The 23221-nt window shown below is 50.5% G+C and carries 19 protein-coding genes and 2 pseudogenes; 10 read left to right on the plus strand and 11 right to left on the minus strand.

Annotated features, from left to right (window positions below):
- The 6 genes from DWX91_RS08065 to DWX91_RS08090 all read left to right on the plus strand — a co-directional run.
- The coding region (locus DWX91_RS08065; RefSeq protein WP_147354392.1) for a transposase at positions 1-442 on the plus strand (442 nt) is incomplete at its 5' end.
- A 470-nt stretch (positions 443-912) separates the two neighbouring features.
- Positions 913-1218, plus strand: a complete 306-nt coding sequence (locus tag DWX91_RS08070; protein ID WP_022359568.1) for a (2Fe-2S)-binding protein — start codon at positions 913-915, stop codon at positions 1216-1218.
- Entirely contained in the window at positions 1218-2342 is a 1125-nt protein-coding gene (locus DWX91_RS08075) for an NAD(P)/FAD-dependent oxidoreductase (RefSeq protein WP_118473022.1), read from the plus strand. The genes DWX91_RS08070 and DWX91_RS08075 overlap by 1 nt, the downstream gene beginning before the upstream one ends.
- Positions 2336-2815 carry a 4Fe-4S binding protein gene (locus DWX91_RS08080; protein WP_118538625.1) on the plus strand — a complete coding sequence of 160 codons (480 nt, stop codon included), beginning with the start codon at positions 2336-2338 and terminating at the stop codon, positions 2813-2815. Before DWX91_RS08075 ends, DWX91_RS08080 begins: the two co-directional genes overlap by 7 nt.
- Before the next feature lie 12 nt (positions 2816-2827).
- Positions 2828-3175 (plus strand): (2Fe-2S)-binding protein, encoded by a 348-nt coding sequence (locus DWX91_RS08085; protein WP_118473000.1) that lies wholly within the window; start codon positions 2828-2830, stop codon positions 3173-3175.
- A complete protein-coding gene (locus DWX91_RS08090) occupies positions 3172-4317 on the plus strand; it encodes an NAD(P)/FAD-dependent oxidoreductase (protein WP_022359572.1) in 1146 nt (381 codons plus the stop codon). The genes DWX91_RS08085 and DWX91_RS08090 overlap by 4 nt, the downstream gene beginning before the upstream one ends.
- A gap of 61 nt (positions 4318-4378) precedes the next feature.
- Here the strand turns inward: DWX91_RS08090 and DWX91_RS08095 are convergent, their stop codons facing one another.
- The 4 genes from DWX91_RS08095 to DWX91_RS08110 all read right to left on the minus strand — a co-directional run bounded on the left by DWX91_RS08095 (position 4379) and on the right by DWX91_RS08110 (position 8744).
- Positions 4379-5875, minus strand: a complete 1497-nt coding sequence (locus DWX91_RS08095; RefSeq protein WP_107001699.1) for a Na+/H+ antiporter NhaC family protein — start codon at positions 5873-5875, stop codon at positions 4379-4381.
- A gap of 155 nt (positions 5876-6030) precedes the next feature.
- Positions 6031-6315: a septation regulator SpoVG gene (gene spoVG, locus DWX91_RS08100; RefSeq protein ID WP_107001781.1), complete on the minus strand. Its 285-nt coding sequence runs from the start codon at positions 6313-6315 to the stop codon at positions 6031-6033.
- A 36-nt stretch (positions 6316-6351) separates the two neighbouring features.
- Positions 6352-7473, minus strand: a complete 1122-nt coding sequence (gene glgD, locus DWX91_RS08105) for a glucose-1-phosphate adenylyltransferase subunit GlgD (RefSeq protein WP_022359575.1) — start codon at positions 7471-7473, stop codon at positions 6352-6354.
- On the minus strand, positions 7470-8744 hold the full coding sequence (locus tag DWX91_RS08110) for a glucose-1-phosphate adenylyltransferase (protein ID WP_118473001.1): 1275 nt from the start codon (positions 8742-8744) through the stop codon (positions 7470-7472). The genes glgD and DWX91_RS08110 overlap by 4 nt, the downstream gene beginning before the upstream one ends.
- 418 nt (positions 8745-9162) lie before the next feature.
- Between DWX91_RS08110 and asnS the strand changes: the two are divergent.
- The 3 genes and pseudogenes from asnS to DWX91_RS08125 all read left to right on the plus strand — a co-directional run bounded on the left by asnS (position 9163) and on the right by DWX91_RS08125 (position 13616).
- A pseudogene (gene asnS / locus DWX91_RS08115) lies at positions 9163-10553 on the plus strand (asparagine--tRNA ligase).
- A gap of 127 nt (positions 10554-10680) precedes the next feature.
- Positions 10681-11751 carry a metallophosphoesterase family protein gene (locus tag DWX91_RS08120; RefSeq protein ID WP_118473002.1) on the plus strand — a complete coding sequence of 357 codons (1071 nt, stop codon included), beginning with the start codon at positions 10681-10683 and terminating at the stop codon, positions 11749-11751.
- 5 nt (positions 11752-11756) lie between these two features.
- Positions 11757-13616: an ATP-binding protein gene (locus DWX91_RS08125; RefSeq protein ID WP_118473003.1), complete on the plus strand. Its 1860-nt coding sequence runs from the start codon at positions 11757-11759 to the stop codon at positions 13614-13616.
- Between the two features lie 122 nt (positions 13617-13738).
- On the opposite strand, the pseudogene DWX91_RS08130 reads toward DWX91_RS08125, so the two are convergent.
- From DWX91_RS08130 to DWX91_RS08150, 5 genes and pseudogenes are all read right to left on the minus strand, one after another.
- Positions 13739-14919 (minus strand): annotated as a pseudogene (locus DWX91_RS08130) (ribose-phosphate pyrophosphokinase).
- Between the two features lie 109 nt (positions 14920-15028).
- Positions 15029-16021, minus strand: coding sequence for an ATP-binding protein (locus DWX91_RS08135; protein ID WP_118473004.1), 993 nt, complete (start codon positions 16019-16021; stop codon positions 15029-15031).
- Positions 16008-17072 carry a DnaD domain protein gene (locus DWX91_RS08140; RefSeq protein ID WP_118293765.1) on the minus strand — a complete coding sequence of 355 codons (1065 nt, stop codon included), beginning with the start codon at positions 17070-17072 and terminating at the stop codon, positions 16008-16010. Before DWX91_RS08140 ends, DWX91_RS08135 begins: the two co-directional genes overlap by 14 nt.
- 548 nt (positions 17073-17620) lie before the next feature.
- The gene (murC, locus tag DWX91_RS08145; protein ID WP_118473005.1) at positions 17621-19012 is read right to left on the minus strand and encodes a UDP-N-acetylmuramate--L-alanine ligase; all 1392 of its coding nucleotides are present in this window, start codon (positions 19010-19012) and stop codon (positions 17621-17623) included.
- A gap of 225 nt (positions 19013-19237) precedes the next feature.
- A complete protein-coding gene (locus tag DWX91_RS08150; protein WP_022359584.1) occupies positions 19238-19747 on the minus strand; it encodes a QueT transporter family protein in 510 nt (169 codons plus the stop codon).
- 417 nt (positions 19748-20164) lie between these two features.
- Between DWX91_RS08150 and sstT the strand changes: the two genes are divergently transcribed.
- On the plus strand, positions 20165-21388 hold the full coding sequence (sstT, locus tag DWX91_RS08155; RefSeq protein WP_118473006.1) for a serine/threonine transporter SstT: 1224 nt from the start codon (positions 20165-20167) through the stop codon (positions 21386-21388).
- Positions 21389-21777: 389 nt separating this feature from the next.
- Here sstT and DWX91_RS08160 read toward each other — a convergent pair whose 3' ends face one another.
- Together DWX91_RS08160 and DWX91_RS08165 are read right to left on the minus strand one after the other, a co-directional pair.
- A complete protein-coding gene (locus DWX91_RS08160) occupies positions 21778-22542 on the minus strand; it encodes a type III pantothenate kinase (RefSeq protein ID WP_107001714.1) in 765 nt (254 codons plus the stop codon).
- 6 nt (positions 22543-22548) lie between these two features.
- Positions 22549-23172 (minus strand): ECF transporter S component, encoded by a 624-nt coding sequence (locus tag DWX91_RS08165; RefSeq protein ID WP_118473007.1) that lies wholly within the window; start codon positions 23170-23172, stop codon positions 22549-22551.
- Positions 23173-23221: the final 49 nt, after the last annotated feature.

Consider the following 23221-nt stretch of genomic DNA (forward strand, 5'->3'; position numbering starts at 1 on the left):
GATTCCGATGACTGAAAAGCTGTTAGAGATCAAAGGTGTGGGAATCAGGACAGTGTCAGGATTCCTTGCAGAAGTAGGTGATATCAGCCGCTTCAACAATCCGAAGGAACTGCAGAAACTTGCAGGATTGGCATTGGTTGAAAATAGTTTGGGAAAGCACAAGGGCGAGACAACAATAAGCAGACGAGGTCGAAAGAGACTTATATATCTACTCTTTGAGGTTGCAATGTCACTTGTGTCGAAGAACCAGGAGTTCAGGGAACTCCATAATTATTACACAACCAGAAGACTAAATCCATTGAAGAAAATGCAGTCACTTATGGCAATTGCAGCTAAGCTGATACGAGTCTTTTATGCCATTCTGACGAAAGGTGTGGATTATGATCCGAAAAAGATGGTCAGTGACATCAAGAGACCAGCAGTTTATCTACAGGCTGCGTAAGAAAGATAAGTAACTGTAATGGAGGCTGTCATGTGGACAGCCACTGAATCAAGCGGAATGTAACAGATAACGTCCACTGATCACAGTGCTGGAACAGGAAGCGAGTCAGTAATCAATAATACAAAGAATGAGCCAGTAGTCGGCAGAAATCATCACCAAGGGGCATGACCCCGTAAAGGAGCATAGCTGACACCCTGGTTATGGGTAGGCAGAACGAAGGAAGTTAGGACCTCTGGAGACAGAGATGATCCTGGTGGATATAGGAGGTTAGCTGCCATAGAGGGAAGGGCATACGCAAGACCAGTAAAGCGAAAATCAATGACGTTTTATTTCGTATACCATTCAACCGCTATTTCAGTACCTGATACATCGAAATGCTCATAGCTGTGGCTTATTCACTGAGATATGAAAGGTTGAAAAACCTTGAATTTTCAATAAAAAACACTTGATTATATGAGGAGGAGATCTGTATGCGACTGGAAGAACATCCTGTCCTGGATTTTGACCGGGGAGAAGAGGTCGTTTTTTACTATAACGGTCAGCCCATCACCGGCTTTACCCACGAAACCATCGCCGCCGCCCTGCATGCGGCTGGCATCCGCACACTGGGACACAGTCCCCATCTGCACCGTCCAAGAGGTCTTTTTTGTGCCATCGGCAACTGTTCCTCTTGTTTCATGACTGTAGACGGTGAGCCAAATGTCCGCGTCTGCGTGACCCGCGTAAAGGCCGGCATGAAAGTGGAAGAACAGCACGGAAAGGGGGTTGTCCTATGATCAAACAGACCGAAATTCTCGTCATCGGAGGCGGACCGGCGGGTCTCTCTGCTGCCTGTGCCGCCGCCGAGCTGGGAGCCAGCGTCCTCTTATGTGAGCGCGATTACCTCCCCGGCGGTCAGTTAGTCAAACAGACGCACAAATTTTTTGGTTCCGAAAAACAATATGCCGGAGAACGCGGCATCCACATCGGAAACCTGCTGATAGAAAAAGCGAAACACCATCCAAATATTGAAATTTTGACAGAAGCAACCGTGCTGGGAATCTATGAGGACGGCATCGTTACTGTTTTTTATCACGGAAAACACATGAAAATCCGCCCATCCAAAATCATTCTCGCCACCGGCGCTTCTGAAAAGTTTCTGGAATTTCCCGGCAATGATCTTCCCGGCATCTACGGTGCCGGTGCCGTGCAGACCCTCATGAATGTCGCCGGCGTCAAACCGGCTGAACGTGTTTTAATGGTCGGTGCAGGCAATATCGGTCTGATTGTCTCCTATCAGCTGATGCAGGCAGGGGTTGAGGTTGCCGGCATTATCGAAGCCGCCCCAAAAATCGGCGGTTATCTGGTCCATGCCTCGAAAATCCGCCGCTCCGGTGTTCCTATCCGGACTGGCTATACGATCGAAAAAGCGTATGGAACCGATGCCCTTGAGGGCGTTGTCATCGTACAGGTTGACTCCCAGTTCCAGCCTGTCCCCGGCACGGAAGAGACGATTCCCTGCGATACGCTCTGTCTGGCAGTCGGACTGGCTCCGCTGACCGAGCTTTGCTGGCAGGCTGGCTGTGATATGGCATTTATCCGCGAATTATCCGGGCATATCCCGCTGACCGATGAAAACCTGGAAACCTCGGTTCCGGGCGTCTATGCAGCCGGCGATGTTTCCGGAATCGAAGAAGCCTCTTCCGCTATGGTGGAAGGCCGTCTCGCCGGATGTGCCGCTGCCGAAAGCCTCGGCTATGAGCCTGTCCGGGCGGCAGCCGAAAAGGAAGCTGCCCGTTCGGAGCTTTCTGAACTGCGCTCCGGTCCTGCCGGTGCCAGAATTTTAAGCGGTCTGGAAAAAGCCCGTAAACTTCGCCTGGAGCATGACATATGCAGGAAAGGAGGCGCGTCCGTATGTTAATTCAGACAGGAATCCCGGATAAAGAAGCCATTGAAGCAGTTACGCCGAATGAAACACGTTTTTTAAAGGGCGCCGTTGCCATCGCAGAGTGTTTTCAGAAAATCCCCTGCAATCCCTGTACAAAGGCCTGTGTAAAAAAAGCAATCCACATCGAGCCGGATATCAACGAGACACCCAAAATTGATTTTGATGTCTGCAATGGCTGCGGTGCCTGTATGCTGAAGTGCCCGGGTCTTGCCATTTTCATCGTTGATAAAACATACAGCCCGACCGAAGCCCTCGTAAAGCTTCCGTTTGAATTTCTGCCGCTTCCTAAAAAAGGAGAGCTTGCCTGCGGTCTGAACCGCTCCGGCGAAGCTCTCGGCTGGTTCCCGGTCGTACAGCTCATCCAGGGCGGCGCTAAAAATAAAACCAACATTGTCTGTCTGGCGGTTCCGAAGGAACTTGCATGGACGTTCGGGCAATCAAAGTAGGGGGGTATCAAAATGGATGATAAAAACACAATCCTCTGCCGATGTGAAGATTTAACCCGCGAGGACATTTTAAAATGTATTCAGGATGGTTACCGCACCATCGACGAAATTAAACGTGTAACCCGCGCTGGAATGGGTCCCTGTCAGGGACGTACCTGCCGGATGTTGATCGCACAGGAACTCTCTTCCTATTATAAACTTCCTCTGGAAGAGGTCCTGATGCCAACCTTCCGCCCTCCTGTCAAACCTATCAGCATGGGCACTCTGGCAGACGCCTGGGAAGAAACCGTCCGGGACGGGGATGAAGGTTCTTACGGATCCTACGATCCGTCTGCTACAAAAGGAGGTGGCTGCGAATGAAAAAAGCCTACGATGTCATCATTATCGGCGGAGGCATTATTGGATGTGCCACCGCATTTGAACTCGCCAAGCGTGGAATCACGGACATCCTCCTGATTGAGAAACGCTTTCTGACCTCCGGCGCAACGGGCCGCTGCGGCGCCGGTATCCGCCAGCAGTGGGGATCCGAGCTGAACGCGCGGATCGCTCTGGAAAGTACCCATATCTTTGAACATCTGGAAGAATATACCGGCTATACGCGCAGCTGCGGTCTCCATCAGGGCGGCTATCTTCTGGTTGCTTATACAGAAAAAGAATGGGCACAATTTCAGGAAAACCTCAAAGTCCAGCATAAGCTCGGCATTGATTCCCGCGCCGTCGATTTAAAAGAAGCAAAAGAGATTGTTCCATACCTGAATACCGACGGTATGTTTGGCGCTACCTTCTGCCAGAAGGATGGTCACGCAGATCCGTTCCAGTGTACACAGGCCTACGCACAGGGTGCCAAACGGATGGGTGTTGAATTTCTGACCTACACCGAGGTCACCGGGCTTCAGACGAAAGCCGGACGCATCCACGCCGTTGAGACAACAAACGGAACCTTTGAAGCCAGAACCGTCATCAACTGTGCCAACGTCCATGCGCCAGAGCTGGCTAAAATGGTTGGTGAGGATATTCCTGTTACCTCGGAACGCCATCAGGCGCTGGTAACCGAGCCGGTTGCACCTCTCATCGACTGCATGGTTATGTCCTTCCACCGTTCCTATTATGTCCAGCAGACACCACATGGAAGCTTCGTCATGGGCATCGGTCCCCACGAAGCCCCCAGCTACAATTTCAATTCTTCCTGGCAGTTTCTGGAAAAGAACTGCGCTGTCATGTGTGAAGCACTTCCGATTCTGCGGAAACTGAAAGTGGTCCGCCAGTGGGCTGGACAGTACGATTTAAGCCCGGACTGCAACCCTGTCATCGACGAGGCGGCTGAGGCAAAAGGATTTTACAGCGTCTGTGGGTTCTCTGGTCACGGTTTCATGGTCTCCCCCCGCATCGCCATTCTCATGGCAAACCATCTCGCCGGGCAGGAGGACAGCATGGATATCAAGTTATTCAGCAAAGAACGCTACAAAACCGGCAAGCTCCTCCTGGAGCCGGCGGTTGTATAGATATAGCATAAACGCAAAAATCGGCAGTAAACGAACCAATTTTCGTTTACTGCCGATGCTTTTACGCCTCTTTCGTCCCTTTATTCTTTCGATCCAGAATAACCAGAACCACAATCAGCGCTGCGAATCCCACGCCGGTTCCCACCCAGCCATTGGCGGTAATTCCGGCCGCCAGATAACCGAGGAAACAGCACGCCGCTACGCACAGCACATACGGGATCTGGGTCGATACGTGGTTGATGTGGTGGCACTGGGCGCCAGCCGACGCAAGGATGGTCGTATCCGAGATCGGGGAAACATGGTCGCCGCAGACCGCACCTGCCAGAATCGAAGCCGTCACGATTGTAAGGCTGTTCATATTTTCAGCGCCAACCACCGCAAATGCAATCGGAAGCAGAATACCGAAGGTACCCCAGGACGTACCGGTCGAGAACGCCAGCCCCGCCGCGATGACGAACATCAGGGCCGGCATCAGGGAGCCGACCAGCGCATTGCCGCCCACTACCTCTTTGACATAGCCGCCGATGTTTAAGTAATCCGCACTGCAGATACCAGACAGAGTCCAGGCAAGGCACAGAATCATGATCGCCGGGATCATCGCCTTGACGCCGATCGTGAAGGATTCACAGAACTCATTGAACCGGATGACACGGCGGATCATGTAAAATGCAAAGATAAACACCAGTGTGAAGAAGGAACCAAGCACCAGGCTCAGTGCCGAATCACAGTTGGCGAACGCCTCGACCAGACCAACGCCGTCCAGGATGCCGCCTGTATACAGCATACCGCTGACGCAGAACGCAATCAGAACCAGGATCGGAAGAATCAGATCGATAACCTTTCCGTTGCCGGAGATCTCCATCGCCTCCGCCTCGACCGTCGTCTCTTTTCCGGTCTTTTTCACCTGTTCTTCATAGCGTTTCATCGCCGCGAAATCAAAATCGCCTGCTACCAAAAAGAGCATGAAGCAGATCGTGAGAAGCGCATACAGATTAAACGGAATCGTGTGAAGGAACAGACTGAAGCCGTCCACTCCGCTGTCCTCCGGAAGCGAAGAACCGACCGCTGCCGCCCAGCTTGAGATCGGCGCGATGATACAGATCGGCGCCGCCGTCGCATCGATGATGTAGGCTAACTTCGCACGTGTGATCTTGTGCTTGTCCGTCACCGGACGCATAACCGTGCCGACGGTCAGGCAGTTAAAATAGTCATCCACGAAAATCAGCATTCCGAGGAACATGGTTGCAAACAGCGCGCCCTTCTTCGTGCGGATCGCGTGGGACGCCCACTCACCATAAGCCTTCGACGCACCAGACTTTGTGATCAGTGCTACCACGATGCCGAGAAATGCCAGGAAAAGCAGAATGTTGACATTGCCCCCGATCTTCTCGCCCATGATCGCGATCATTGTTTCCACCGCATGAAGCGGATTTGGACCCGTAAATAAAAACGCGCCCGACATAATACCTATCAGCAGAGACAGGTACACCTCTTTCGTAATCAATGCAAGCGCAATGGCTACGATAGGCGGTATTAAAGAAAAAATCGTACCGCTCATAATTACCCCCTTATGGATTATCTGTACACATTCGGGCAAATTCTGCCCGTTTTTGAGCACACTATATCTACATAATAAATGTCCCCGGGCACTTTGTCCAGCGTCCGGGGACATTTTTTCATATTTTCTCTCTTTTTACTTTCTTTTCCTGCTTTTTACTCTGCTTTCTCCAGCTCTGCCAGTTCCAGAGCTGTCGCCTCGTATTTGGCAAGAATGACATTTTGAATCATGTCTCTGGTTTCCGAATTAATCGGGTGGGCAATATCCCGGTATTCTCCATCCGCAGCCTTACGGCTCGGCATAGCAATAAAAAGTCCTTTCTCTCCCTCAATAACCTTGATATCATGAACCACAAATTCATTGTCAAGTGTGATGGATACGATGGCTTTCATCTTACCTTCCTTCTCTATCCGCCGCACTCTTACGTCTGTAATCTGCATACCCATTTACCCCTTCCGTCTGTTCTTTGATGTACCCTATAATGTAAACCGCTCGTTCTTCTCAATGACAATCTTTACATCTTCCGGCGTACCGATGTGCGTCGTGTTGGCGCGGATCGTATCACGGCTCTCTACAATACAATTCTCAATCACTGTATTGTCCCCGATGTAAACATCATTTAAAATAACAGAATTCCGGATGATACAGTTATTGCCTACATATACCTTCTTAAACAGAACCGAGTTCTCCACCGTACCATTTAAGATACAGCCGCTGGATACCAGGCTGTTCTTGACATTTGCACCCGGATTGTATTTTGCCGGCGGAAGATCATCTACCTTGGAGTAGATCTCCGGGTATTCCTTGAAGAAATAGTGGCGTACATCCGGTTTTAGGAAATCCATGTTCGTCTTGTAGTACGAATCAACCGAAGCGATGTTGCTCCAGTAAGTTCCTAACTTATACGCGTAAATGCGTTTGAGGTTCTTATATCTGACTAAAATATCGGTAACAAAATCATACCGATCCTCTGCTGCACAGCGCTCCAGAAGTTCGATGAGCTGACGGCGGCGGATTACATAGATACCGCAGGAGATCATGCTGGAGGTCGCCAGCATCGGTTTTTCCTCAAAATCTGTGATACGTCCGTCATCATTTAACTTCACCAGACCGAAGCGGGTAACGTCCTCCTCCGGAGGCATCTCCTTGCATACTACGGTAATATCCGCTTTCTTTTCAATATGATACTCCAGTACCTTGCCGTAATCCAATTTATAGACACAGTCGCCGCCTGCAATGACCACATACGGCTCATGACTTTTCTTTAAGAAATCGAGGTTCTGATACAGCGCATCTGCGGTACCGCGGTACCAGTCGCTGCTCTCTGCCGTGATCGTCGGTGTGAATACATACATGCCGCCCTGCTTACGTCCGAAATCCCACCACTTGGAAGAACTCAAGTGCTCATTCAGGGAACGGGAGTTGTACTGCGTCAGTACCGCCACACTCTGGATGTGGGAATTGCTCATATTGCTCAGAGCAAAATCGACACTGCGGTAGCTGCCTGCGATAGGCATCGCTGCGATGGCTCTCTTATTGGATAATTCTCTCATTCTCTTGCTGTTGCCGCCAGCTAAAACAATCCCGATCGCTCTCATTGTATTCCACCTGCCTTTATGATATAATCGCCGCTCTCCAGCTCGCCGCCGTGATAATCGTCTGCCGTCGTCACACCGGAAATCGCTGTGTTCCGTCCTATCTTCACTCCATCCGGTATCACGGAGCGCTCTCCGATCGTTACCAGATCGAACTGATATACCTTCTTGTCGTACTTGCTCTCGGCATATTCTCCGACGCCGACCTCGGCATTCTCACCGATGGTAACGTCCTCCGCCACGATCGCCTTATCCACAACCGTGCCAGCGCCGATCGTCGTGCCCTTCATGATGATCGAATCACGGATCACCGCACCTTCTCCGATCGTAACGCCTGCTCCGATGACCGAGTTAATGACTTCGCCGTATACCTCGGTGCCCTCGCCGATGATACTGCGCTCTATCTTGGACTGCTCCGATATAAATTGTGGGGGAATAATATCGCTCTTCGTGTAAATCTTCCAGTATTCTTCATACAGGTTGAACTCTGGAATGATGTCGATCAGTTCCATGTTTGCCTCCCAGTAGGAGCCAAGGGTTCCGACATCTTTCCAGTAGCCGTTGTACTCGTATGCGAAGATACGTTTTCCAGCTGCATGGCAATACGGGATAATGTGCTTTCCAAAATCACATCCAGGCTCGTCCGAGAGCTTGATGAGCGCTTCCTTGAGCACCTTCCAGCTGAATATGTAAATACCCATGGAAGCTAAATTGCTGCGCGGATTCGCCGGTTTCTCCTCAAACTCCGTAATGCGGTTGTTGTCATCGGTTATAACGATACCGAAACGGCTTGCCTCCTCCATCGGAACCTGCATCGCCGCGATCGTCACATCCGCATTGTTTGCTTTGTGGTATTCCAGCATTACCTCGTAGTCCATCTTGTAGATGTGGTCGCCGGACAAAATCAGCACATACTCTGGATTGTACGTTTCCATGTATTCCAGGTTCTGGTAGATCGCGTTCGCCGTACCGGTGTACCAATCGCTTCCTTTGCTCCGCTCATACGGCGGAAGTACCGTCACACCACCTACGTTGCGGTCCAGATCCCACGGAATACCGATTCCAATATGTGCATTCAGCCGCAGCGGCTGATACTGGGTCAGAACGCCTACCGTGTCCACTCCCGAATTGATACAGTTACTTAACGGAAAATCGATGATTCGATACTTTCCTCCGAAAGAAACCGCAGGTTTTGCTACTTTTTGAGTTAAGACACCCAGACGACTGCCCTGTCCGCCTGCCAACAGCATAGCTATCATTTCCTTTTTAATCACGATATCACCCCTCGATGCTCACATATAATGTGTATTTTAAACCTGTTTTTATTATAACATACTTCACGAAAATAGTGAACAAATTTTTAATAGAATTTGTCCCAATTTTGTACATTTTCCGACATTTTTCGTTCCTTTTACATAATATTTTCGTAATTCCGGGATGTGGAATCTACCTTTGATTTTCCCATGGATAACCCCACGCTTCGCTTGGATATGCAGATGCAGTATTAAGTTCCCGTCATTTTGCTGCCCAGTGAAAAAGACTGATAATTTTTTCCTTCTATCCCCCCAGATTTTCCCTCCGTCCCTTGAATCTACAAGGAAAATACAGTATAATGAAAGTTAAACACGGTCTGCACACTGCAGGGCAGTCCGCATGAGAAAGTTTATTTTGCAAAATAAGGAGTTTACTGAGATGAATTTAACCACTGTAAGAGAAATTTACCGTTCCAGAGAGACGTATCTGGACAAAGAAGTTCAGATCGGCGGCTGGGTACGAAGCGTGCGCGGTTCCAAGAACTTTGGCTTCATCGTTGTGAGCGATGGCAGCTACTTTGAGACGCTTCAGGTTGTTTACCATGATACAATGCCGAACTTTGCGGAGATCTCCAAGTTAAACGTAGGCGCATCCATTATCGTAAAAGGTACCCTGGTTGCGACCCCGGAGGCAAAGCAGCCGTTCGAGATTCAGGCGACCGAGGTAGCCGTTGAGGGACCGTCCGCTTCGGATTATCCGCTTCAGAAAAAACGCCACAGCCTTGAATATCTGCGTACCATCTCCACCTGCGTCCGAGAACCAACACCTTCCAGGCTGTGTTCCGTGTACGTTCCCTGGCAGCTTACGCGATCCATCAGTATTTCCAGGAGCGCGATTTCGTGTATGTCCACACTCCACTGATTACCGCAAGTGACTGCGAGGGCGCCGGTGAGATGTTCCAGGTTACCACGATGGATCTGAACAATGTTCCGAAAAAGGACGACGGCACGGTTGACTACTCCCAGGATTTCTTCGGAAAACCAACTAACTTAACTGTCAGCGGTCAGTTAAACGGCGAGACCTACGCGATGGCATTCCGCAATATCTACACCTTCGGACCGACCTTCCGCGCAGAGAACTCCAACACGACCCGTCATGCAGCTGAGTTCTGGATGATCGAGCCGGAGATGGCATTTGCGGATCTGAACGACAACATGGAAGTTGCCGAGGATATGTTAAAATATGTCATCCGCTACGTCTTAGAGCACGCACCGGAAGAGATGAATTTCTTCAACCAGTTCATCGACAAGGGACTCCTTGACCGCTTAAACCACGTATTAAATTCCGAGTTCGGTCATGTAACCTACACCGAGGCTGTCCGCATCCTCGAAGAGCACAACGACGAATTCGACTACAAGGTATTCTGGGGCTGTGACTTACAGACCGAGCATGAGCGCTACTTAACCGAGAAGATCTTCCAGAAACCGGTCTTCGTTACCGATTATCCGAAGGAGATCAAGGCATTCTACATGAAGATGAACGAGGACGGCAAGACCGTTGCAGCGATGGACTGTCTCGTACCGGGCATCGGCGAGATCATCGGCGGCAGCCAGCGTGAGGACAGCTTAGAGAAGTTAGAGGCGCGTATGGACGAGCTTGGACTCAAAAAGGAGGACTACGATTTCTATCTGGATCTGCGTAAATACGGTTCCGCAAGACACTCCGGATTTGGTCTTGGATTCGAGCGCTGCGTGATGTACTTAACCGGCGTTTCCAACATCCGTGATGTCATCCCGTTCCCGAGAACCGTAAACAACTGTGAACTGTAAACAATAAGCAACTATGGGGCTGTCGCAAATACTGGAATCCGCTTTCTGCTATTTGCAGCAGTCCCTTTTCTATTATTATTTCAATATGTACATACGGAGTGACAGACTCCTGAAAGGGGGAGAGAATGTGAAATTTATCCATACCGGCGATATCCACTGGGGCATGTCCCCGGACAGCGACAAGCCGTGGAGCCGGGAGCGCAGCCGCGATATCCGCGATACGTTTACCGCCATCATCGCCAAGGCAAAGGAACTGCGCGTGGACTGCCTGTTCATCGCGGGGGATCTGTTCCACCGCCAGCCGCTGCTGCGCGACCTGAAAGAGGTCAATTACCTGTTTTCCACGATCCCGCAGACACAGGTTATCATCATCGCAGGCAATCACGACCGGATCCGCAAAAATTCCGCTGTTTTAAGCTTTTCCTGGGCTTCCAACGTGACGTTTCTGGAAAGTGAGGATGTCTCATCCGTCTATTTTGAGGATATCAACACCGAGGTGACCGGCTTTTCTTACTATACTGCGGAGATCCCGGAGCCGCGCCTCGATACTCTTGAAGCGCCGGAGGATGGAAAAATCCACATTCTGCTGGGGCACGGCGGCGACGCGAACCACGTCCCGATTGACCGGGCGGCGCTGGCTTCCTCCGGATTTTCGTATATCGCACTGGGGCACATCCACAGGCCAGAGATCCTACTGGACAAAAAGATGGCATACTGCGGTTCCCCGGAGCCGCTTGATAAGACCGAGACCGGCAGGCACGGCATCCTTTACGGCGAGATCGACCCGGAAAGCTGTCAGGTAACGACACTGGACTTTATTCCGATGGCGAAGCTCCGCTACATCCCGCTCATCGTCCGCGTCACGCCGGATACGACCAACACGGAGCTGTACTTAAAAATTGCCCATGAGATCGAACAGCGCGGCAATGACAATATTTTCCGCTTCAAGGTGCAGGGCATGCGCGATCCCGATATTTCCTTCGATCTGGACGCCTTAAAGCTGCGTTTCCGCATCGCGGATATCATCGATGAGACGGAACCGCAATACGATTTTTCCGCCCTGTTTGCCGAGCATCCAAGCGATATGATCGGCTTTTACATCCAGGCACTGAAAAAACCGGACATGAGTCCGGTGGAGAAAAAGGCGCTGTTTTACGGCATCCACGCCCTGCTTCTCACCACCGATGAAAGGAGTTAGCTTCCATGCGTTTTCTTGATCTTTATATCAGTGGGTTTGGAAAATTTCATGACACAGCCGTCTCCTTTGAGGACGGGTTAAACGTCATTTACGGTAAAAATGAAGCCGGCAAATCCACGATCCACACCTTTATCCGCGGCATGCTCTTCGGCATCGAGCGTCAGAGGGGGCGCGCCGCCAGAAACGACATCTACAGCAAATATGAGCCGTGGGAAAACAGCGGCACCTACGAGGGGCAGCTCCGGCTTGAATCCGACGACGGCACCATTTACCGGATCGAGCGCTCGTTCCAGAAAAACAAGAAGGAATTTACCGTCATCAACGAGACGACCGGACGCGAGGAACCGGACGGCCGCGCCGTATTGCAGGAAATTTTGGGCGGCATGAGTGAAACCATGTACAACAACACCATCAGCATCAGCCAGTTAAAGAGTGCGACCGATGAAGGTATGGTTTCGGAACTGAAAAACTATATTGCTAACATGAATACCTCTGGCAATATGGCGCTCAATATCACTAAGGCGACCGCCTATCTGAAAAATCAGCGCAAACAATTTGAATCCCAGTTAAGCCCGGAGGCTTCGGTCAACTATACCTCCCTTCTTAGCGAGATCCGCGCGCTGGAACGCGAGCTTTCTTCGCCAAAATATGAGAATCAGTTACAGGAATACTCAAAGCTGCGTGACTCGGTTCGAAATGAACTGGAACATCAGAAAATAGAAAAAGAAGATTTATCCGACCGGCTGCAGAAGAGCCGTCAGGTACTGGATGAGTTTTCCTTTACGGATGAGGCGTCCATCGAGGCGTACCGCAGTCAGGCTGAAACACTCTACCAGGACTATCAGCATGCACAGGTGTCTTCCTCCAGCAAGGGATCCCGGTTTTTCCAGGTGTTTTTCTTTATCGCAGCGGCGATCTGCGCCATCTGCGCGGCATACTGCGGATATCTGGCGTTCTTCCCGCTTCCGTCCCCGTGGCTGGGAGCTGGTCCCACCGCCCTCATCTTTGGCGTCGCTGCTCTTGTGCTTCTCATGCTGGGAATCTGCGTCACACGGCACCGGAGCCGCCGCAGGCAGGAGGCGGAGAAAAGCGCCTCTGTTTTATCGGAGATTTTGCGCCGCCACCTGGGCGAATCCGAGATTTCGGATGAATCCATGAAGCTTTTGTCCCAGCGGCTGGACCGCTTCATCACGCTCTGCCACGCCGTTACAAACTCGGAGGATTCACTGGTAAAACGTTCCGAACAGATCTCGGCGCTGATGGCAAAGCAGAATGACTGCAGCCTTGTCATCGAGGAACAACAGCGCGTCCAATGGGAGTTAGAAAAAAAGCTGGAGCACCTATCCGCCTGCAAAGACCGGGCAGCGGCGCTCAAACACATTTTAAATGAAAATGAGCGCATCCATCAGGAGATCGCCTCCGTGGATCTGGCGCTTGATACCTTAAAAGAGCTTTCCACGACCATCCGGGATTCTTTCGGCCTGTACTTAAATAAGACTGCATCCGACCTGATCGCCGGAATTACCGGCGGAATTTATTCCAGCATCAGCATCGATGAGAACCTGAATGCGTTTTTAAACACCCGCCGGAAGCTGATCCCGCTTGAACAGGTCAGCAGCGGCACCGCCGACCAGATCTATCTGGCGCTGCGCCTCGCCGCCGCCCACTTTATCCAGGGCGATGCAGACCGGCTGCCGCTCATCTTTGACGACAGCTTCGTCCTCTACGACGACGAGCGCCTGAGAACCGTCCTCAAATGGCTGCCAAGTGCCTATTCCGGGCAGATTCTTGTATTTACTTGTCATGAGAGGGAGATGCGGGTGCTGAAGGAAGAAGGAGCTGCGGTGCATGAGGTGCGGTTGTAGGACCCTTTTCATACATAACCGTGACGTTGCCTGTTTCCTATGACATTAAAAAGAACGCCATTTTCTGACATGTACTGGTCCGGAAATGACGTTCTTTTTGTTTCTATTTTAAAGGTCTATTTTTAGTCCCGTATTCCCGCCCGATACTTCGCCAGCAGCTTATTGATACGTCCAGTCGGATTTAACAGCTCGCTTAAGGAGGCATCGTGGTTCAGGTTATCGATGATGAGCGCGATGTATTTGCTCATATCGACGCTGATATAGTACGGTCTGGAGAGAAGCTCCGGTGTCTGGTATACCAGGTTGGTGGTCAGGACGCGGTCGATCAGACCGTTCTCATAGTACTCGTCAAACTTCTGCAGTCCGTTGGTAAACAGACCGAAGGTCGCACATACGAATACCTTTCTCGCCTTGCGGCTCTTTAATTCCTTCGCTACATCTAACATGCTCTCGCCGGAGGAGATCATATCATCGATGATCAGGACATCCTTGCCCTCTACGCTGGATCCCAAGAACTCATGAGCAACGATCGGGTTGCGTCCGTTGACGATCCTGGTGTAATCGCGGCGTTTGTAGAACATACCCATGTCGAGTCCCAGCACGTTGGAGAAGAAGACAGCGCGGGACATACCGCCCTCATCCGGGCTGATGACCATCATGTGATCGCTGTCAATCTCCAGCTCTTTCTCATTTTTCAGCAGATATTTGATAAACTGGTAAATCGGCTGAACGGTCTCAAAACCCTTGAGCGGAATCGCGTTCTGGACACGCGGATCGTGTGCGTCAAAGGTAATGATATTCTCAACGCCCATATCTACCAGCTCTTCCAGTGCCAGCGCGCAGTCTAAGGACTCACGGCCGGAGCGCTTATGCTGGCGGCTCTCATACAGGAACGGCATGATTACGTTGATACGGCGTGCCTTTCCGCCTGCTGCCGCAATGACACGTTTCAGATCCTGATAATGATCATCCGGGGACATATGGTTTACCATGCCGCACAGAGAATATGTCTGGCTGTAGTTGCAGACATCCACGATCAGATATAGATCATCGCCGCGCACCGACGCTTGATCTCGCCCTTTGCCTCGCCGGAACCAAATCTCGGTGTGTTTGCCCCGATGATGTAGGAGTCTCTCTGATAACCTGAAAATGCGATCGACGTCTTGTGCTCGCTCTCGCGCTCATTTCTCCAGTCCACCAGATATTTGTCTACCTTACCTACCAGTTCCTCACATCCCTTTAATGGAATCAGTCCCAGCGGACCTACCGGTATCGTCTCAATGATTTTCTCTTCGTACAGCATTTTCCATTTTCCTCCAGCCTGTTTACTCTCTGTTAATTCGCTTTTTTTGCATATGTTAGCGCATTCTAACGTCTCTTTTATATCATTATGTCCCTTATAAGTCAACCCATTACCGGTTTTCCAGCTTTTTTCGTATCCGGATATCCTCGCCGTAGAGCGGAATGATCTGATACTGGCTTATGATCCGTGACATGACGCGATCGGTAAACTCGTCGCGCATCTCATTGACCGGCAGATTGGTGGAAATGATCGTGCCTTTCTTCCGGTTTAAGCGCTCGTTGACCACATAGAAGAGCTGGGAAGTCGTAAACGTATTCACCAGTTCCGTCCCCAGATCGTCGATGATCAGCAGATCGCACTCTAATAAATACTGGGAGCGGTCGCGATCCTCATCGGTCGCATCATTTGCGAAGCGGTCCCTTGAAAATATCTCATACATCTCCACCGCTGGGAGATACACGACGCTGAAACAGCGCTCAATCAGCTCTTTCGCGATGCAGTTGCTTAAAAACGTCTTTCCAAGCCCCGTTTTTCCGGTAAATAAGATATTTCCCTTTTCTTCTTTAAATCCGTCCACATAGCGGTGGCAGAACGCCGTCACTTGCTCCATATACGCGCGGGCAGTCTTGCCGCTACGCGGATCGATCTTCGTGTCATCAAAATAATCATAGGAAAAATGAGAAAAATTTTCCCGCTCCAGCACTTCCCGGATATTCGACTGGGCGTATAACAGATCGATCTCCCGCTGACGGAAACAGTGGCATTTTTTGCCGTCTTTGTACCCGGTATCCTTACAGTTCGGACAATTATACTGCATCTCCAGATAGTCCGCCGGATAGCCGTAGGCGCTCATCAGCACCTGGCGCTGCTCTTTCAGGTCTGCGATTGTCCCTCGCAGACGTTTCACCGCGTCCGCATCGCCCGCCAGAAGCTCTTTCGCGCTCTTGACCGCCGCGGCGGCGATCGCGTCGTTCATCTCCCGGACCGCCGGTATTTTCTCATAGACCTCATCAACCCGCGCGTCCAGCTCATGTTTCTTCTGAAGCTGTGTCCGGTTATAAACACGCATGATCGATTCATACTGCGAATTACTGAGTGCCATCGTCCCCTCCTGTCTTCTGCGCTCCGTTTATCATGCTCCATACCATCTCGTCGTAATCATATCCGTGTTCCTCCAGATTGTGGAACCGGTTGGAAGAACGGCTGCTGCCTGCAGACGCCTGCCGGCGCTTCGCCCCGCCTTCTTCCTTCCGTTTTTTATCTAGCTCTGACACATCCCGGAAGCTCTTGACCCCGGCATTTTTCCAATCCCGCAGGATCTTGTCTGCATAGTCAAACGACGGTTTATGTATCTGCCGGATCGTGCGGCTGCACGCCTCGACGATCAGCTCGCGTGTGAAACCGTACTCCCAGAACCATTTTTCGATAAATTCACTCTCGACCTCCGCCGGGCTCCGGTCCGAAAGCCCCATCGCCCGCATAACCGCGAATGAACCCTTCGTGTAGCCTCTGCCGCTCGCTTTCGCCTGTTCCACATCCTTGATGCCGCGCTTATGCCAGCCGAGCGCCACCTTTTCCATATAGCGCAGGCTGGTGTGGTGGTTCTGCACGCAGTACTCAATCAGGTATTCCAGCAATTCCCCGGAAAATCCCAGATTCGAATAGAGATTTCCAAGAATCTGGCAGTCCGTCGGTGTGAGCAGCTTGTTTAAATACTGCTGGGCAATATAAATAAGCTGCTTAAACGACTCATCCGAGGTCAGGCGTGACATATCGCAGGCTGCGGCTTCCCGCGCGGCAGTTTTTGTAGATGGCGCAAAGGAACCAGCGCCTGCCAGGGATTCCGTTGAAGCAAAAACCGGCGAAATTTGCTGTCCCGGCGTCTCCTGAAACGATCGCTGTGCCTCTTCACCGACTTCCGTTCCCAGCACCCCGGCTCTCTGCCAGTATGCCAGCGCGCGCTGCACGTCCGCCTCCGTGTGGTTGAGCGCGTCCGCGATCTGTCCGATCGAGACTTCCTCCTGCTGGTGGCGGAGCAGGTACAGATATACCTTCACATATTCTCCACTGGCTCCCGCCATATATGTATCAATAAATACGTCCGGAACCGGCGTCGCGCCCACCGCCAGCCGGTTTTTGAGTCCTATTCCCATCTTCTAACTTCCCTCTTAGCCATTCTGCGTTCTCACATTTCCTGTTACCATTTATCTATCAGCAGCCTGTGGCTGTGTGAACCGTTCAAACTGCTGTATTTTACTTTCATTTTAAAATATTCTCTATTTGTTCCATCTAAATCTTCCTGTTTTCTTACTTTTCCACCGTTTTTATTTTGTTTCCGGACTTTTCCACAGTTTTGCTCCGGACAAGACAATTTTCATCCATTTATCACAGGCTCACTGCGTCTGTTCCTATCATAACATACCTTTTTTTAAAAAGAAATACTCCTAATTATGGTTCGCGACCGACACTTTTAGACCGATTTTTCCACTATTTTGATTGTGGATAATGTGGATAATGTGGAAAAAGCCTTCAAGAATCCTCAAAAAACAACCCTGCCCCCGACAAAATCCTTATTTTATCAACATTTTCGGCATTTCGCCATTTTCACATTTAGGCGCAAAAAATCCACATAGTTCCTTTACATAATATGTTGAAAACTATGTGGATAATGTGGATAACTATATGTACTCTGGGAGTGCATCTATTTCGCAAGGAGGTTTTCCCCTACATTTACAACGTCTCCGGCGCCCATGGTTATCAGCAGGTCACCCTGTGCACAATGTTCCATGACAAATTTTTCTATTTCATCGAACGTCGGCAGATACCAGGCTTCTTTTCCTTTTTCTTTTAGAAGCTTCACGATATCCTCCGAGCTGATGCCCAGTGTGTCGGTCTCGCGCGCCGCGTAGATATCCGCCAGAATGACCTTATCTGCCAGTGAGAGCGCCTCGGCAAACTGCGGCAGAAATGCCTTCGTCCGCGTGTAGGTGTGCGGCTGGAAGATGCACCAGAGTGTCTTGTGTGGATAGTTCTGCGCCGTCTTTAAGGTAGCCTCGATCTCATGCGGATGATGCGCATAGTCGTCGATGATGGTAAATCCATTTACCTCACCCTTCTTTTCGAACCGGCGGTTGGTTCCAGTAAAATGTGCCAGTCCCACGCGGATGGCGTCCATGGAGATGCCATTTTCCAGGGAAACAGCGATGGCTGCCAGCGCATTGTATACATTGTGCTCACCTGCCACACCGAGCGTCAGGCGCTCTTTCTTCTCACCGCCGATATAAAGATCGAAGGACGGATGCGCGTAATCGTCATACTGGATATCACCGGCACTGTAATCGTTGCCGCGGCTGTGACCAAAAGTAATAACCTTGCCTTTTGCCGCTTCTATGATCTCCTGATAGTTCTCGATATCGCCGTTGATGACAATCGCGCCCTGAGCCGGTACGCGCTCGGCAAACAGCTTGAAGGAATGACGGATATCCGCCAGATCCTTGAAGAAATCGAGATGGTCTTCTTCTATATTAAGAATGACCGCCATCGTCGGGTAGAAGGATAGGAAGCTGTTGGTATACTCACACGCCTCCGTCACGAAAAATTCCGGTCCGCCGACGCGGATGTTGCCGCCGATCGCCGGAAGGATGCCGCCGACCGAGATCGTCGGGTCATTTTTCGCCTGCAAGACAATCTCCGTTACCATTGAAGTGGTTGTCGTTTTGCCGTGTGTTCCAGCAATCGCGATCGCATTTTTATAGTTCCGCATCATCTCGCCCAAGAGCTCTGCACGGGTCAGCATCGGAATGCCGCGCCGTTTTACTTCCTGAAATTCCGGGTTATCCGGGTGAATCGCTGCGGTATAGACAACCACATTGATGCCATCCTGGATATTCTCCGCTTTCTGTCCGATATATACCTTCGCGCCGCGCGCCTCCAGGTTATCGGTCAGCTCCGAACGGTGTGCGTCCGAGCCGGACACAGTGAATCCCTCGTCCATCAAAATCTCTGCCAGTCCGCTCATGCTGATACCGCCGATTCCGATGAAATGGACGGATTCTGGTTTATTAAAATCAATCTGATATACATTCTCACTCATATTTGTGCATTCCTTCCCCGCCGCAGGCGGTTTTTGTTTTCGCAGACGCCATAGAAAAACGATATGGAACCGCGAGGCATTGTGTTTTCACGTCCTTTTAATTTAACTTCTTTTACATGAAATTGTCAATATAAGGCAAAAAAAAATAAAAGATACACGCCAGCCATCGCACTGCGATCCGTCTGTAACATGCATCTTTTATATCATTTAAGTTATGTCTTTTTCTTAGCGTCCCGTTGCCAGACACTTGCCGAACAGCATGGTTTTATAACGGTTTAACGCCGCCAGAAGAATGCTTCCCAGCACGCCGATTGCCAGCACCTCGCCGATCCCGACAGTCAGCATCATGAACGGAATCAGATCCTCAGAGCCGTATGCAAACCGGAGCACCCACGGTACAATGATCGTGTTAGCCAGGATCGGCGGTACACATACTAAAACCTTACTCTTGCGAAGCGCATAGGAGCCGACGGCACCGATCAGGGTTGCCAGGCTTCCGAATACGATATCCAGTCCGGCTGCCCCGCAGAACAGATTGGATAAAAAGCATCCGACAAAGAGTCCCGGAATCGCTGCCGGGGTAAAGAACGGCAGGATGCAGAGTGCTTCCGAAATACGGAACTGCACTGGTCCGAAGCTGATCGGCTGGAATGCCATCGTCAGCGCTACGTAGATGGCCGCGATCGCCGCGCCATACGCCAGAAAATACGTGTTTTTCAGGTTGTTTTCTTTCATATTCAATTCTCCTTTAGTTTTGTTTTACGAGTGGAAGGTCACGAACACTCGATTCATTTTACGCCGGAAATCGGCGGCAGCCCTGTAAGACCTTGTTTTTGCGGGCTTTGCAACGGGTATGAGTATAACATAGAGCAGATAGAAATACAAGTTTTCTTTTCGCTTATCGCCACTTCAAGTTCTGCCACTGGCCACACGGAACACGGGCAAAAATTTTTTCTCTATTTCTCTATCACTCTGCCATAAAAAAGCACTTTCCCTTTCTTTCTATCTCCTGTATAATAGAATCCACATGATTTTGTGCCGGATGCTGCACAGACAGTTGAATCATTCGGGAGATATTGCATTTGCACATTTGACTCAGCTCCCCGACACTCGTCAACCCCATTTCATCATCACAAAGGAAGTATGTATTTTATGAAAGCACTCTATGAACGCTGGACAGCCATCAGCCTGCCTAAACGAATTCTGGGCGGCATGATTCTCGGCGCTGTCCTGGGAATGATGATTCCGCAGGCAGTCGGACTCTCAATCCTTGGAAATCTATTTGTCAACGCATTAAAGGGCATCGCGCCCCTGCTCGTATTTTTCCTTGTTATCAGTTCCCTCTGTCAGGCAAAGCAGAGCCACGGCGGCATCATCCGCACCGTTGTCTGCCTTTACCTGTTCAACACACTGCTCGGCTCTGTGATCGCGGTCGTCGCAAGTAAACTGTTCCCGATCACCCTGACACTTGCACAGGCTGCAGAAGAAACCTCTGCCCCACAGGGAATCGCAGAAGTCCTGCAGACACTTTTATTAAATGTCGTAAAGAACCCGATCACCTCCATCGCAGAGGCAAACTACATCGGTATCCTGGCGTGGGCGGTTCTCTTCGGCGTGGCGATGCGCGGCGCCAGCGAACGCACGAAAGAAATTATGGACAATTTTGCGGCGGCACTGTCCAAGGTTGTTACCTGGATCATCAACTTTGCCCCGTTCGGTATTCTCGGACTTGTGTTTGACACTGTATCCACCAACGGTTTACAGGTATTTACCGAATATGGACGGCTTCTCGCCGTGCTGGTTGGCTCGATGCTGTTTATCTACTTCGTAACCAACCCGATTCTCGTATACTGGTGCATCCACCAAAACCCGTTCCCGCTGATTTTCAAGTGTCTGAAACGAAGCGCGGTCACCGCCTTCTTTACCCGGAGCTCAGCGGCAAATATCCCGATCAACATGGAAGTCTGCGAGGAAATGGGACTGGACAAAAATACCTACTCCGTTACCATCCCGCTCGGTGCGACCATCAATATGAACGGTGCGGCTGTTACCATCACCGTCATGACGCTGGCGGCAGCCAATACGCTGGGAATTCCGGTGGATATTCCGACCGCCATCATTTTAAGCGTCCTGTCGGCACTTTCCGCCTGCGGCGCATCCGGTGTTGCCGGTGGTTCCCTGCTCTTAATTCCGCTTGCCTGCTCCTTGTTTGGCATCTCCAGCGATGTGGCCATGCAGGTCATCGGTGTCGGATTTATCATCGGCGTGGTGCAGGATTCCGTCGAGACCGCCCTCAACTCTTCCTGTGATCTTCTGCTTTCCGCAGCGGCACAGTTTAGGGAGTGGAGAAAAGAAGGACGAGAGATTACCTATTAAAATTATATTATATGCATATTGAAATCAATTTTTCCATATGCTATAATGCCAATAGGCAAACGAATGACAGTACTCACAGAGTACACAAAAAGCCCCCGGTGTGTGCTGACACCGGGGGCTCGCCTTTTTTGAAAAGGAGGCTTAAACCTTTGCTACCTACTCATCTCCATCCAGCCACTTACAAATATAGTAAGCCACAATGCTGGCTATCACAGAGAGCACGAATGACAGTATTCCTCCCACACAGTACACCCCCTTTCCGCACCTGTCTAGGGGTGGTAGCTGTATCAGTATAACACAGAAATTAATCACTCGCACTATATTTGTGCTTCTGCATCTTTTTTAATTGCATTTTAAAAGCGGCTTGATTTTTTCCAGCCGCTTTTATCTTATTTATTCTTCTTATAGATAATCCACAACCCCCGCAATAACAATTCATCATCTAATTCTATCTGATGCCGGCACAGCGGAATGATTTTTCTGGCAAGACCGCCGGTGGCTACAACGGTGGCTTTCTGGCCGAGTTCCTCTTCAATCCGATCTACCATACCGTCGATGCAGGACGCATTGCCATAGAGCGCGCCGCTCTGCATACATTCAACCGTATTCTTGCCGATCAGGCGCTTTGGCGGGTCAAGGCTGATGCGCGGAAGCTGGGCAGTCCGGCTGGTCAGGGAATTCATCGATACACCTATTCCCGGCAGAATCATGCCGCCGATGTACTGCTTGTTCTCATTCACCACGCAGATGGTGGTTGCCGTTCCCATATCGATCAGAATGAGCGGCACCGGATACCGGTTGATTCCCGCGACGGCACCGACGATTAGATCGGTACCGACGGAGGACGGATTGTCCATCAGCACTTCCAGACCGATATTCATATCCACATTGACGACCAGAGCTTCCTGCCCCGTCACCTTGCGGATCGCCTCCCGCATCAGAGATGTAACCGGCGGCACTACCGAACCGATGATCGCGCCGGTGATCTCACTTACCTTGATTTCCCGCAGCTCCAGCACCATTTTCAGGGAAATCGCATAGTCAAGCTCTGTTTTCCCGCTGTCTGTCGCCATCCGCTCGGTAAAGAGAATTTCCCCATCCGCAATACAACCGAGAACCACATTCGTATTTCCGATATCCAATGCCAAAATCATACTGTCTTACCCCCTGCTTTTTTCCAGAGCCGGTACAAATTTTGCCCGGTAAAGCGCTGCACCGACTGCACCGGTGAGGATTGTGGACGATACCATCTCGCATACTGCATTGATTCCTACGAAACCGCATACGAACAGGATGATATTTTTTCCGCCGATCAGCCCCTGCATATATTCGGTATTGCCAAACAGAACGACTAAAGCCGTCATAAAGAAAACTGTATTTAAAAACGCGGAACAGAATCCGGTTACCAGACTTGCCATGTACACATCGGTTCTGCGGCGTACAAACTGGAAAATGTAGCCTAACAGAAGACCATCCAGCATACGCGGAACGAATCTCTGTACAAATGCCAAAAACGGGTTAATGCTGAAAAGCATCGCGCCCATCGCACTGCTGCCGCCGATGCCGATGCACTGTAAAAAGCTGGTCATGCCAAAGACTGCACCGATCGCTGCGCCGCCTGCCGGTCCCAGTGTGATCGCCGCGATCGCAACCGGAATCACATTAAATGTAATCGCCAGCGGCCCAATATTCAGATATCCGAGGGGAGTGTACGCTATCAGCAGAAGAATGCCGGTCATAAGACCTAAGATGACAAGTTTAGATGTGTTGTTTGTTGTGTTCATGAAATTTTCCTCCTTGTTATTATTCCCGTTCGAAAAACCTGCTGCACCT

The sequence above is a fragment of the Clostridium sp. AF22-10 genome (genome assembly GCF_003478725.1).
Classification (GTDB): Bacteria; Bacillota; Clostridia; order Lachnospirales; family Lachnospiraceae; genus Otoolea; species Otoolea fessa.

Excerpts from the sequence above, each read along its gene's own strand:
- DWX91_RS08150 (WP_022359584.1), bottom strand. The coding sequence starts at position 19,747 with ATGAAAGAAAACAACCTGAAAAACACGTATTTTCTGGCGTATGGCGCG.
- DWX91_RS08135 (WP_118473004.1), bottom strand. The coding sequence starts at position 16,021 with ATGGCACTCAGTAATTCGCAGTATGAATCGATCATGCGTGTTTATAAC.
- sstT (WP_118473006.1), top strand. The coding sequence starts at position 20,165 with ATGAAAGCACTCTATGAACGCTGGACAGCCATCAGCCTGCCTAAACGA.
- DWX91_RS08070 (WP_022359568.1), top strand. The coding sequence starts at position 913 with ATGCGACTGGAAGAACATCCTGTCCTGGATTTTGACCGGGGAGAAGAG.
- DWX91_RS08085 (WP_118473000.1), top strand. The coding sequence starts at position 2,828 with ATGGATGATAAAAACACAATCCTCTGCCGATGTGAAGATTTAACCCGC.
- DWX91_RS08140 (WP_118293765.1), bottom strand. The coding sequence starts at position 17,072 with ATGGGAATAGGACTCAAAAACCGGCTGGCGGTGGGCGCGACGCCGGTT.
- DWX91_RS08165 (WP_118473007.1), bottom strand. The coding sequence starts at position 23,172 with ATGAACACAACAAACAACACATCTAAACTTGTCATCTTAGGTCTTATG.
- spoVG (WP_107001781.1), bottom strand. The coding sequence starts at position 6,315 with ATGCAGATTACAGACGTAAGAGTGCGGCGGATAGAGAAGGAAGGTAAG.
- glgD (WP_022359575.1), bottom strand. The coding sequence starts at position 7,473 with ATGAGAGCGATCGGGATTGTTTTAGCTGGCGGCAACAGCAAGAGAATG.
- DWX91_RS08090 (WP_022359572.1), top strand. The coding sequence starts at position 3,172 with ATGAAAAAAGCCTACGATGTCATCATTATCGGCGGAGGCATTATTGGA.
- DWX91_RS08125 (WP_118473003.1), top strand. The coding sequence starts at position 11,757 with ATGCGTTTTCTTGATCTTTATATCAGTGGGTTTGGAAAATTTCATGAC.
- DWX91_RS08095 (WP_107001699.1), bottom strand. The coding sequence starts at position 5,875 with ATGAGCGGTACGATTTTTTCTTTAATACCGCCTATCGTAGCCATTGCG.
- murC (WP_118473005.1), bottom strand. The coding sequence starts at position 19,012 with ATGAGTGAGAATGTATATCAGATTGATTTTAATAAACCAGAATCCGTC.
- DWX91_RS08160 (WP_107001714.1), bottom strand. The coding sequence starts at position 22,542 with ATGATTTTGGCATTGGATATCGGAAATACGAATGTGGTTCTCGGTTGT.
- DWX91_RS08080 (WP_118538625.1), top strand. The coding sequence starts at position 2,336 with ATGTTAATTCAGACAGGAATCCCGGATAAAGAAGCCATTGAAGCAGTT.